This is a genomic window from Actinomadura hibisca NBRC 15177 (assembly GCF_001552635.1).
In the GTDB taxonomy this organism is placed as follows: Bacteria; Actinomycetota; Actinomycetes; order Streptosporangiales; family Streptosporangiaceae; genus Spirillospora; species Spirillospora hibisca.
This window is the reverse complement of the sequence record NZ_BCRO01000144.1, coordinates 1-11,316: the sequence shown is the minus strand read 5'-3', so window position 1 is coordinate 11,316 and position 11,316 is coordinate 1. Positions and strand designations below refer to the sequence as shown.

Sequence of the window (11,316 nt, the reverse complement as noted above, 5' to 3'; positions counted from 1 at the left end):
TTCGGCATCGCCCCGCCGCGACAGTTAGTCACTCGCGCGACAGCTGAGGTCTTTGAGACAGGCCCTAGCCGCCCGGTCGAGCCATCTACGGAACCGAGCCGATGAGCGCCTGGTTCTGGGCGTCCGCACGGCGCAGGCGCGCGGCCAGGCTGCGGGCCATCGCCCAGTGCAGCGCCTCCACCACCTGCGGATGGTCGTCGTCCAACGCCTTGACCGCCGCCGCCGGAAGCACCCGGCACACCGTGGGCTCCTCGGCCACCACCCGGTAGGCGCCCCGGTCGTCGGCAACGGTCAGGCCGGTGACGGCGGTGCCCGGCCCCATGGACGCCAGCCGCAGCGGCTCGGGCGCGTCGCCGTCGAGCCGTTGCAGGGCCAGGCTGCCCGACACCACGAAGTACAACGTCTCGTCCAGCGCGGCCCCCGGCTCGAACAGCGCCTGCCCCGGTTCCAGCGAGCGCTCGGCCAGCAGCGGCGTCAGCACGTCGAGCATGTCGGCGGGCAGGTCGCGCAGCAGGTCCTGCTCGCTCAGCGGCACCGCCGCGTCCAGGTCCAGCCGCCCGTCCGGCGCGGCCGCGCACGCTGCCGCGATCAGCGCGTCCTCGCACCACTCCAGCGCCTCGTCCAGCGTCCCGAACGCGGTCTCGGCCGCCGCCAGCGGCGTGCGGCCCGGCTCGGTGGACACCACGGTGGTGACGCCCAGGCCGCGCAGCTCGGCGGCGAAGGAGTCCAGCAGCTCGACCGCCACCGGCTCGGTGCGCGGCACCCGGTGCAGGTCCAGCACCAGCCAGCGCACCCCCGCCAGGTCGTCCGACACCGCGCGCACCGCCACGTCGGCCGCCGCGAACCCCAGGTCGCCCTGCAACTCGCAGACCGCGATGGCGCGCGCCTCGCGCCGCAGGATCTCGCGCTCGGCGTGCCGCCGGGTGCGCTGCGACCCCAGCGCGTCGCCGCGCAGGAACCGGTGCAGCACCGGCGTGGTGCGGTTCACCGGCCGCATCAGGTGCAGCCCGAACCGCGACGACAACTCCTGGCACGCCGCGATGGCGCGCACGCTGGTGCCGCGCCGGTCCAGCGGCGGGCTGTAGACGCCGATGCCGAGCTGCGACGGCAGCGCCGCCATCAGCCCGCCCGACACCCCGCTCTTGGCGGGCAGCCCGGCGCGCAGCAGCCACTCCCCGGCGAAGTCGTAGGTGCCAGACGTCGCCATCACCGCCAGCACGTGCTCGCAGGTGTCGGCGCCCACCACGCGCTCGCCGGTGACGGGGTTGACGCCCCCGGCCGCCAGCGTCACCGCCATCACCGCCAGGTCCCGGGCCGTCACCACGACCGAGCACTGCCGGAAGTAGACGCCGACCGCCTCGTCCACGTCGCCCTCCAGCGCCCCGGCGTTGCGCAGCAGGTAACCCAGTGCCCGGTTGTGGTCACCGGTGCGCTCCTCGGAGGCGAGCACGCCGTGGTCCAGGCGCAGTTCGCGACCGGCGAACGCCGACAGCCCGTCGATGATGCGCTGGAAGCGCTGCCCGTAGTCGTCGCCGGTCACCAGCGACGCGGTGACGATCGCGCCCGCGTTCACCATCGGGTTGAGCGGGCGGCCGGTGTCCGGCTCCAGCCGGATCGCGTCGAAGCCCTCGCCGGTGGGCTCGACGCCGACCCGCTCCAGCACCGCGTTCAGGCCGCGGTCGTGCAGGGCCAGCGCGTACACGAACGGCTTGGACACCGACTGGACGGTGAACGGCGTCGCGGCGTCGCCCGCGCTGTAGACGTGGCCGTCCTGGGTGGCCAGGGCCAGGCCGAACAGCGCGGGGTCGGCCTTGCCGAGCGCCGGGATGTAGGTGGCCACCTCGCCGTCGGTCACGGTCTGGACGCGCGCGTGCAGCTCGTCCAGCAGCTCCTGGACCGGGCTCGCCACGGCCCCCTCTGCGGTCACGCTCCACCCCCGGCGCCGCCCCCGCCCCGCCCCCGGACGGGCGGATCGTGCTCACCGCCCCCGTACCCGGCCGCCGATTCGATCAATCGCGGGCCATCTTCCGTGCAAATCCCTCAAAAGCGTCCTGACCTGGCATGTCGGGCAACTAGCGTGACCTGGGGCGGAGCGTCGCTCGCTTGCACTCGCCGGGGTAGAGTGCTAAACACATCATTGGCACTCGGCTGTGGAGAGTGACAGCTCCCCACGGTCCCTGGGTCGGGACGACGAGGTCTCGCGTCCGGCGGCGGAATGGCAGCCGCGGGCCGGGGCCGTCCGTCGCGGGCGTCGGCTCGATCCGTCATGGCCACCTGTTCCGGGAGGACTGGAGCCCCTATGGCTGCAAAGATGATCGCGTTTGACGAGGAGGCCCGGCGCGGCCTCGAGCGGGGCATGAACCAGCTCGCCGACGCCGTCAAGGTCACCCTCGGCCCCAAGGGCCGCAACGTCGTGCTGGAGAAGAAGTGGGGCGCCCCCACGATCACCAACGACGGTGTGTCCATCGCCAAGGAGATCGAGCTTGAGGACCCGTGGGAGAAGATCGGGGCCGAGCTCGTCAAGGAAGTAGCCAAGAAGACCGACGACGTCGCGGGTGACGGCACCACCACCGCCACCGTCCTGGCCCAGGCGCTGGTGCGCGAGGGTCTGCGCAACGTCGCCGCCGGCGCCAACCCGATGTCCCTCAAGAAGGGCATCGAGGCCGCGGTCGAGCGCGTCTCGGAGGAGCTGTCCAAGCTCGCCAAGGACGTCGAGACCAAGGAGCAGATCGCCTCCACCGCCTCCATCTCCGCGGGCGACGCCCAGATCGGCGAGATGATCGCCGAGGCGATGGACAAGGTCGGCAAGGAAGGCGTCATCACCGTCGAGGAGAGCAACACCTTCGGTCTTGAGCTTGAGCTCACCGAGGGCATGCGCTTCGACAAGGGCTACATCTCGCCCTACTTCGTCACCGACCCCGAGCGGATGGAAGCGGTCCTGGAGGACCCCTACATCCTGATCGTCCAGGGCAAGGCGTCGGCCAACAAGGACCTGCTGCCCGTCCTTGAGGGCGTCATGCAGTCCGGCAAGCCGCTGCTGATCATCGCCGAGGACGTCGAGGGCGAGGCCCTGGCCACCCTGGTCGTCAACAAGATCCGTGGCATCTTCAAGTCCGTCGCCGTCAAGGCCCCGGGCTTCGGTGACCGCCGCAAGGCCATGCTGGGCGACATCGCCACGCTGACCGGCGGCCAGGTCATCAGCGAGGACGTCGGCCTCAAGCTGGAGGGCACCACCCTCGACATGCTGGGCCGCGCCCGCAAGATCGTCGTCTCCAAGGACGAGACCACGGTCGTCGACGGCGCCGGTGACGCCAACGAGATCGCCGGCCGGGTCAACCAGATCCGCACCGAGATCGACAACACCGACTCCGACTACGACCGCGAGAAGCTCCAGGAGCGCCTCGCCAAGCTGGCCGGCGGCGTGGCCGTCATCAAGGCCGGCGCGGCGACCGAGGTCGAGCTGAAGGAGCGCAAGCACCGCATCGAGGACGCCGTTCGCAACGCGAAGGCGGCCGTCGAGGAGGGCATCGTCCCCGGCGGTGGCGTGGCGCTGCTGCAGGCCGGCACCAAGGCCTTCGACAAGCTGGAGCTGCAGGGCGACGAGGCCACCGGTGCCAACATCGTCAAGCGCGCTCTGGAGGAGCCGCTCAAGCAGATCGCCGTCAACGCCGGCCTTGAGGGCGGCGTCGTGGTGGAGAAGGTCCGCAACCTGACCCCGGGTGAGGGCCTCAACGCCGCCACCGGCGAGTACGTCAACATGTTCGAGTCGGGCATCCTCGACCCGGCCAAGGTGACCCGTTCGGCGCTGCAGAACGCCTCGTCGATCGCGGCCCTGTTCCTGACCACCGAGGCCGTCATCGCCGAGAAGCCGGAGAAGAACCCGGCCCCGGCCATGCCGGACGGTGCGGGCGGCATGGACTTCTAGTCCGCGCACGCGCACGGCAAGGGGCGGTTCCGGAAGGGGCCGCCCCTTTTGCGCTATATACGTAGCGGATAATCCACATATTTCGGGAGCCGCTCGTGTCCTCGCTCTACGCCGCCCCGCTGCTGCGCGTGCACCGGGGGGCGGTGACCGACGAGGGCGGTACGCCCCTCGCGGTGTTCCGCGACCGGGGCGCGACGGGCTGGCGGGGCACCCTGGACGCGGTCGCCCCCGGAAGCGCGGCGGGCTTCGCCCGAACCGTGGACACCTTCGACCCGTGGAACCGCCTGCTGTTCACCGTCAGCCGCGATTCCAGCCACGTGCGCAGGCCCGTGACCCGCATCGTGCGCCCGGACGGCGCGGCGCTGGGCACCGTCGGCAGCGGCACGCGCCGGGGCCGCCCGCACTACCCCGTCCATGACGCCTACGGCACGCACGTCGGTGACCTGCGCGTCGTCGGCCCGCGCACGGCCGCCAAGGGGCTGCGCGCCATCGCCGGGGTCCTGACGGGCGGGACCCTCGACATCACCGACCGGCTCGGCACCGTCTACGGCCGCATCGACCACGAGCGGCAGTGGGCGCCGACCGAGGACCGGCCGCACACCGTCCGCTTCGACCCCGCGACCCCCGAGCCGCTGCGCAGCCTGGGCCTCGCCGCCGCCGTCTGCCTCTACGTCGTGCGGGGACACGGGAGCTGACGCTCGGCGTGGCGGCGGCGGCATGATGCACTACGGCGGTGGAAGGATCTGCCCGAACCGCCCCGACGAACAGGAAGACGAAGACGACGTGAGCGCGCTATCCCGTACCTCGTTCCTCCGCGTCGAGCAGCCCCGCCGGGGCCCGTTCGCCCGCACCCAGTACAAGGTCCTCGACGAGTCCGGCACGCTGCTGGCGCTGGCGGCCGAACCCCGTGACCGCACCCGCATCGAGCACCTGAAGAAGGTGTTCCCGGGCAAGTCCGAGCTGGACGCGCGCGTGGTCGACCTGACCGACCCCGAGGGCGAGCCGCTGCTGGTGATCGCCAAGCAGCAGGGCCGGCTGCTGACCACCCTGCACGACGCCGACGGCGAGCCGATCGGCACCATCAACACCGAGCGCGTGGCGCGCCGCTACCTGCTGCGCGACGCGGCCGGGGCCAAGCTGGGCGAGATCGCGGGCGACGTGCCGCGCCGCAACTTCGTGGTCACCGACCGGGAGGGCGCGACGGTGGCCCGCGTCGGCAAGAAGTTCGCGGGCCTCGCCACGCACCTGCTGACCACCGCGGACAAGTACACCGTCGAGATCGACGACCCGGTGCCCGAGCCGCTGCGGACCTTCGCGATGGTGACGGCCATCGTGATGGACATGACGCTGCACGAGTCCAAGGACCTCACCTGACCGTCAGGTGATCAGGCCGGACTCCCGCAGCGCCGCCAGCACCAGCGCGGTCGCGGCCGACACGCGCCCGGCGTCGGCCGAGGAGAGCCAGGCGACCTCGGCGATCTCGGCGGCGGCGCGCGGGGTGCCCGCGTGGCCTGCGGTGTAGCAGGCCATGCGCACCGTCGCGCCGTCGGAGCGCCCGTCGGCCGGGGCCGCCCAGGTGCCGAGGTGGACGGGGTCGCCGGTCAGCGCGACACCGAGTTCCTCGCCGACCTCGCGGGCGAGCGTCGCGGCGTCGTCCTCCCCGGGCTCGCGCTTGCCGCCGGGCAGGTAGAAGGCGTCCCTGCCGTGCGACCGGACGGCCAGCACCCTGCCGTCCCGGACGCAGATCCAGGCGACCTTGTCGATGACCTTTCCCACGCGCCCGACCCTACCCACCGGACATCGCGCACCTTCCGGACCCCTTGCCCCCGCCCCCTTTCACCGGCCGTCAGCGCGAGGTACGTTCCGTTGCGTGCAGGCCGTTCCGGGACGCCGACCCAGCGGCTGGCGGATCTCGCCGGCCCTCCCGACGATCGCGAACGCCGTGCTGGCCCTGCTGTGGTCGTTCTCCGCGCTGGGCGGCTGGGGCACCGCCGCGTTCTGCGGCGATCCGGGGCAGCGCGACCTGGACTGCGCCGACCACTACGACCTCGCCGTCCTGCTCTCGGTGCCGCTGGCGGCGGCCGCCGCCGCGCTGGCGACGGCCGCGTGGCTGACGCCCGCCGTCCGCCGGTCGCCCGACCGCCTGGACGCGCTGCTGACGACCGCCGCGCTGCTGTGGGTGGCGGCGGAGGCGGTGCTGTTCGTCGGCGGCTACCTGGCACAACCCTGACCGGACGACGGCCCGGTCCGCGATGCCCGCGCCACAGAACGAATCCGCAGCTCGGCCGACCTGTGGAACGGCTTGAACGGCAAGGCTTGGGCACCGTTTGAAAATCCGGCCGGAGGCGTTGAAGCGCCTTTGCGGACACCGGCCAGCACGAAGCGAACCCGTAACGGCAGCTGACGGAATGCCGGAAGGGTGATCCTGAATACCCGGCCGCGATCATCCGCAGGGATGACGTACGCGGGCCCGATGCGCCCGCCGCACCCCGCTTGCGACAGTGCGGGAGTGTTGCAGATCAGGGAACTGACCAAGAGCTACCGGCGCAGGACGGCCGTCGACCGCCTCACCTTCGACGTGCCCGAGGGCAGGGTGACCGGCTTCCTCGGCCCGAACGGCGCGGGGAAGTCGACGACGATGCGGATGATCCTCGGCCTGGTCCGGCCCGACGGCGGGCGGGCGCTCGTCCACGGTCGCCCGTACGCCGAACTGGACGCCCCGCTGACCCGCGTCGGCGCACTCCTGGAGAGCGCCGCGCCACACCCGGGCCGCACCGCCTACCACCACCTGTTGTGGGTGGCGCAGAGCAACCGGATCGGGCGCGGCCGGATCCGGGAGGTCCTGGCGGACGTCGGGCTGGCGGATGTGGCCGGGCAGCGCGCCGGCGGCTTCTCGCTCGGCATGACACAGCGCCTCGGGCTCGCCACGGCCCTGCTGGGCGACCCGCCGCTGCTGGTACTGGACGAGCCCGCCAACGGCCTGGACCCCGAAGGCGCGCGCGACCTGCGCGAGCTGCTGCGGCGGCTGGCGGGGGAGGGCCGCACGGTGCTGGTGTCCAGCCATCTGATGGCCGAGATGGCGCAGACCGCCGACCACCTGGTCGTCATCGACCGGGGCCGGCTGCTGGCCGACCTGAGCACCGCCGAGTTCGTCGCGCGGCACGCCCGCGCCCGGGTGCGGGTGCGGGCGCGCGAGCCCGAGCGGCTGCTCCAGGCGTTGATCGCGGAAGGGATCGCGGTGACGGGCATGGCCGACGGTTCGCTGGTGGTCGAGGGCGTCGGCACGCACAGGGTCGGAGCGATCGCGCTGGCCCGCGGAGTGACGCTGGACGAGCTGAGCACGCTGGACGCCTCGCTGGAGGAGGCGTTCCTGCGCCTGGTGGGAGGACCGCGATGAGCCCCGCCCTGCTCCGCGCCGAACTGACCAAGATCCGCACCCTGCGCGGCCCGCTGACGGCGCTGGCCCTGATCCCGCTGGTCGCCGTCGGCATCGGGGTGCTGAACGGCTGGTCGGTGCGGGACTCGATCGAGACCCGCAACCCACGGCTCCGTCCCGACTTCACCGCCGAGCAGGCGGGCTTCGACGGCGTCCAGTACGCGCAGCTCGCCGCGATCGTGTTCGGCGTGCTGGTGGTGACCGCCGAGTACGGCGCCGGAACGATCGGGGTGTCACTGCTGACCGCGCCCCGCCTCTACCTGGCCAAGCTCGGTGCGGCCGTGCTGGCGGTGCTGCCCGCCGCCGCCGTGGCGACCGTCCTGGGCACGGCCGCGACGCAGCTCGCCCTGGGCCCGCACGGCGCTTCGCTCCTGTCGCCGGGCGTGCCCCGCGCGATGGCGGGCGCGGTGGTCTACCTCGCGCTGATGGTGCTGCTGTCCGCCGGAGCGGCGACGCTGGCGCGCAACGCCCTGGTCCCGCTGGCGGTGCTGCTGCCCCTCGTGCTGATGGGCTCGCAGATCCTGTCGGTCATCGGCGCGACCGCCGAGGCCGCCCGCTACCTCCCCGACCGCGCGGGCGCCCGCCTGCTGACCGTCCGCCCCGGACCGGACGACCTGAGCCCCGCCGCCGGCCTCGCCGTCCTGCTGGTCTGGGCGGCCGCGATCCTGTTGGCCGGTTGGGCGGCCTTCCGCCACCGTGACGTCTGACGAACTACCCTGCTGGAACCGCCCCATCACCGACATGTGGGAGACATGCCGAACGACCCGGTCCGCGTACTGATCGCCGACGACCAGGCGCTGCTGCGCGGCAGCTTCCGCCTGCTGGTCGACTCCGCGCCCGGCCTCACGGCGGTGGGCGAGGCCGCCGACGGCGGCGAGGCGGTGGAGCTGGCCCGGCGGTCGCGGCCGGACGTGGTGCTCATGGACGTGCGGATGCCGGTGACCGACGGCGTGGAGGCGACCCGCCGGATCTGCGGCGACCCCGCCTGCGCGGGCACGCGCGTCCTGGTGCTCACCATGTTCGACCTGGACGCCTACGTGTTCGCGGCGCTGCGGGCCGGGGCGAGCGGCTTCCTGCTGAAGGACATCCGGCCACCGGACCTGCTGGCGGCGGTGCGGATCGTGGCGGCGGGCGAGGCGATGCTCGCGCCGTCCGTCTCCCGGCGGCTCATCGAGTCGTTCGCGCAGCGCCCCGGCGCCACGGCCCTGACCGGCGTCACCGACCGGGAGCGCGAGGTGCTGGCGCTGGTCGCGGCGGGCCTGTCCAACGCCGAGATCGCCGACCGCCTGCGGCTGGGCCTGCCCACGGTGAAGACGCACGTGAGCCGCCTGCTGGCCAAGCTGCACGCCCGGGACCGGGCCCAGCTCGTGATCGTCGCCTACGAGACGGGTCTGGTCACCGCCGGCGCGGCCACGCCCCCCGACCCGTGAACCGCCCGCGCCCGCCGGACGCGCCGATCGCCGTCGTCCTCGCCGCGCTGCCGCACGTGTTCGGCGTGCAACCGGCGGCACCGGCGGCCTTGGTGGTGTCGGCGGTGGCCGCCCTGGCGCTGGCGGTCCGGCGGATGGCCCCGCTCCCCACGCTCGCCATGGTGATCACGGCCGCGGGCGCGGGCCTGGCCTTCGGCCCCGGCCTGCTGCCCGCAGCCGCCTACGCCCTCTACACGGTCGCGGCGGAACGCCCCGCCCCGCGCCGCCCCGCCATCAGGCGAGCGGGAGCCGTCACGGCGGCGGGCGCGATCGTCCTCCTGCTCGGCGGCCCGGCCGGCAGCGGCCCGCCGCCGATCGTCTCGTGGGCCCTCCTGGGCGCGGCGCTGCTGGGCGTCGCGTGGACGACGGGCCGCGCCGTGGCCGAACGCCGCGCGGCGACCCTCCGCGACCTGGACCGGGCCAGGCTCGACGAGCGGCTGCGCATCGCGCGGGAGATGCACGACGTGGTGACCCACGGCATGGGCCTCATCGCCGTCCAGGCGGGCACGGCGAACCACGTGGCCGCCGACCGCCCTGAGGAGGCGGCCCGCGCGCTGGCCGTCATCGAGGAGGTGAGCCGCCGGTCGCTGACGGAACTGCGCACGATGCTCGGGGTGCTGCGCGACGGCACCGGCGAGGCGGGCCTGACCCCGTCCCCGCGCCTGACGGACCTGCCCGCCCTGGTCGCGTCGGCCCGAGCCGCCGGGGTGGAAGCGGAACTGACGGTCCGCGACGCGGCGGACGTACCGGAGGGCGTGGAGCTGGCGGCGTACCGCATCGTCCAGGAGGCACTGTCCAACGTGGCGCGCCACGCCGCCCCCACACGCTGCACGATCCTGGTGGAAGGCACCGCGAACAGCCTCTCCCTGGACGTCTCCGACGAGGGCCCGGCCAAGACGTCCACCCGAGGCAACGGCTACGGGCTGATCGGAATGCGGGAACGTGCCCTGACCCACAACGGCACGTTCACCGCCGGACCGCGCCCGGACGGAGGCTTCACGGTGCACGCGACACTCGCTTTCCAGTCGGCGCACTAAATCCGTTGAGCCGGTGCAGACCGAGCGGGACACTCCCACCATGGCTGCCCAGCGCTTCGTGTTCATCGATCCGGACGGCACGGGTAGCGGGTGGCTGTGCGTGATCGTCGAGGCCGGGACCGGCGTCCGCTACCAGCAGCAGTACGGCGGCACCGCCTGCCGGGAGGGGGAGACGGAAGGCTTCCTGGTCCCGCTGTTCGGCGACGACGCGCTCACCGACCTGCGGCATCTGTTCGAGAAGCGGTTCCGGGGGCCGGCACCTGGGACCACCGGTGGACGGACGCTGAGCGCGGCAGGCTGCGCGAGATCGTGGCGGGCATCCGCTACTGGACATGCGACGGCCTCAACGAGCGGCCGCACGCCTTGCGGCTGGACGAGGACCGCATCGGCGAGGCCGACGAGGCGTGGGTGCCCGTGCTCACCCCGGACGGCCCCGGAATGCTGGTGTGGCACAACTCGGACTGAGAACAGCGGTGCTGGCCCGCTCCCGCCGACGGGAGAATGAGGACATGCAGCACCGCGACGACAGGACGTGCGTTTCCTGCGACGGAACCGTCGCCCCCGACGGGCACTGCTGGGACTGCGGCAAAGCACAACCAGCCTTCCGGTCCCATCTGGAACTCGCCATCGAGCAGGGCGCGGCCGGCGTCAGCGACCGGGGCAAACGGCGGGGCGTCAACGCCGACGCGATGGCACTGACCACGAGCGGCCCCTGGACGATCGGCGTCGTCTGCGACGGCGTCTCCATGTCCCCGCGCGCCGAACGCGCCGCCCAGCTCGCCGCCGAGACCGGAACGACGATCCTGACCACGCGCCTGCAAGCCGGTGCCCTACCGGAAACCGCCCACGTCGACGCCGCCATGGGCGCGGCCCGCGCGGTCGCGGCCCTGGCCACCTCGGTGAACGCGGCCCCCGCCTGCACATATGTCGCGGGCATCGCAGGCCCGGACGGCATCTGGTCCTGCTCGGTCGGCGACAGCCGCGCCTACTGGCTCCCCGACGAGGGCCCGGGAATGCCCCTGACCGAGGACGACGTTGGTCGGCACGAGGCCCTGGCCGGATGGCTCGGCGCCGACGCGGGCGAACCGACACAACGTGACCGCCCTGCTCATCCGGGTTCCGGGAAGTTTTTCGTAGAACCGGGAACAACCCCGGCCGCCAGGTGGTTACACCTACTGATGGCCCGGCCATCGACACGGACCGAACGACCGTCTCACGAGGTTGCCGCAGGTCAAGCTCCTTGAGGAGCGGATGCGGCCGAGAAGCCCGGACGACACGCCACAACAAGTTTCCGCGACTGGTTTGACGTGGACCCCGCGCGGGCATACTGTTCACTTCGCCCCACGGGGAGCGGGACGCCGAAAGGCGGCCGACCCGAAGGGGAACCACCAACGAACCAACCGCCACGGTCTGACCGTGCGCGTGGTGCTGCGGTGGGTCGGAAAAGCG

The 11,316-nt window shown here is 73.0% G+C and carries 12 protein-coding genes and 1 pseudogene; 11 read left to right on the top strand and 2 right to left on the bottom strand.

Features of this window, described 5'->3' with window-relative positions; translation table 11 throughout:
* Window positions 1-85: 85 nt before the first annotated feature.
* Window positions 86-1,927: a glutaminase A gene (gene glsA / locus AH6_RS41380; RefSeq protein WP_067491840.1), complete on the bottom strand. Its 1,842-nt coding sequence runs from the start codon at window positions 1,925-1,927 to the stop codon at window positions 86-88.
* A gap of 372 nt (window positions 1,928-2,299) precedes the next feature.
* On the opposite strand from glsA, the gene groL reads away from it, so the two are divergent.
* From groL to AH6_RS41365, 3 genes are all read left to right on the top strand, one after another.
* The gene (groL, locus tag AH6_RS41375) at window positions 2,300-3,925 is read left to right on the top strand and encodes a chaperonin GroEL (protein WP_067491838.1); all 1,626 of its coding nucleotides are present in this window, start codon (window positions 2,300-2,302) and stop codon (window positions 3,923-3,925) included.
* Between the two features lie 95 nt (window positions 3,926-4,020).
* Window positions 4,021-4,620 (top strand): hypothetical protein, encoded by a 600-nt coding sequence (locus AH6_RS41370; protein WP_067491836.1) that lies wholly within the window; start codon window positions 4,021-4,023, stop codon window positions 4,618-4,620.
* Between the two features lie 88 nt (window positions 4,621-4,708).
* Window positions 4,709-5,299: an LURP-one-related family protein gene (locus AH6_RS41365; RefSeq protein WP_067491842.1), complete on the top strand. Its 591-nt coding sequence runs from the start codon at window positions 4,709-4,711 to the stop codon at window positions 5,297-5,299.
* A 3-nt stretch (window positions 5,300-5,302) separates the two neighbouring features.
* On the opposite strand, the gene AH6_RS41360 is transcribed toward AH6_RS41365, so the two are convergent.
* Window positions 5,303-5,701, bottom strand: coding sequence for an NUDIX hydrolase (locus AH6_RS41360; protein ID WP_067491834.1), 399 nt, complete (start codon window positions 5,699-5,701; stop codon window positions 5,303-5,305).
* Window positions 5,702-5,795: 94 nt separating this feature from the next.
* Between AH6_RS41360 and AH6_RS41355 the strand changes: the two genes are divergently transcribed.
* From AH6_RS41355 to AH6_RS41330, 8 genes and pseudogenes are all read left to right on the top strand, one after another.
* Complete coding sequence (locus AH6_RS41355) at window positions 5,796-6,155, top strand: hypothetical protein (protein ID WP_067491832.1); 360 nt, start codon at window positions 5,796-5,798, stop codon at window positions 6,153-6,155.
* A gap of 279 nt (window positions 6,156-6,434) precedes the next feature.
* Entirely contained in the window at window positions 6,435-7,322 is an 888-nt protein-coding gene (locus AH6_RS41350; RefSeq protein WP_067491830.1) for an ABC transporter ATP-binding protein, read from the top strand.
* On the top strand, window positions 7,319-8,068 hold the full coding sequence (locus AH6_RS41345; protein WP_067491828.1) for a hypothetical protein: 750 nt from the start codon (window positions 7,319-7,321) through the stop codon (window positions 8,066-8,068). The genes AH6_RS41350 and AH6_RS41345 overlap by 4 nt, the downstream gene beginning before the upstream one ends.
* 45 nt (window positions 8,069-8,113) lie before the next feature.
* Entirely contained in the window at window positions 8,114-8,791 is a 678-nt protein-coding gene (locus tag AH6_RS41340; protein WP_067491826.1) for a response regulator, read from the top strand.
* Complete coding sequence (locus AH6_RS41335; protein WP_067491824.1) at window positions 8,788-9,867, top strand: sensor histidine kinase; 1,080 nt, start codon at window positions 8,788-8,790, stop codon at window positions 9,865-9,867. Before AH6_RS41340 ends, AH6_RS41335 begins: the two co-directional genes overlap by 4 nt.
* 40 nt (window positions 9,868-9,907) lie before the next feature.
* Window positions 9,908-10,114: pseudogene (locus AH6_RS47185) on the top strand (DUF6210 family protein); the annotation flags it as partial.
* Window positions 10,024-10,332 carry a DUF6210 family protein gene (locus AH6_RS46915; RefSeq protein ID WP_373861898.1) on the top strand — a complete coding sequence of 103 codons (309 nt, stop codon included), beginning with the start codon at window positions 10,024-10,026 and terminating at the stop codon, window positions 10,330-10,332. The pseudogene AH6_RS47185 and the gene AH6_RS46915, both read left to right, overlap by 91 nt.
* Window positions 10,333-10,376: 44 nt before the next feature.
* The gene (locus tag AH6_RS41330; RefSeq protein ID WP_067491822.1) at window positions 10,377-11,111 is read left to right on the top strand and encodes a PP2C family protein-serine/threonine phosphatase; all 735 of its coding nucleotides are present in this window, start codon (window positions 10,377-10,379) and stop codon (window positions 11,109-11,111) included.
* Window positions 11,112-11,316 lie beyond the last annotated feature (205 nt).

What these genes read in the sequence shown, in the direction of transcription:
- AH6_RS41340 (WP_067491826.1), top strand. Translation starts at nt 8,114, where the DNA reads ATGCCGAACGACCCGGTCCGCGTACTGATCGCCGACGACCAGGCGCTG.
- groL (WP_067491838.1), top strand. Translation starts at nt 2,300, where the DNA reads ATGGCTGCAAAGATGATCGCGTTTGACGAGGAGGCCCGGCGCGGCCTC.
- AH6_RS41345 (WP_067491828.1), top strand. Translation starts at nt 7,319, where the DNA reads ATGAGCCCCGCCCTGCTCCGCGCCGAACTGACCAAGATCCGCACCCTG.
- AH6_RS41330 (WP_067491822.1), top strand. Translation starts at nt 10,377, where the DNA reads ATGCAGCACCGCGACGACAGGACGTGCGTTTCCTGCGACGGAACCGTC.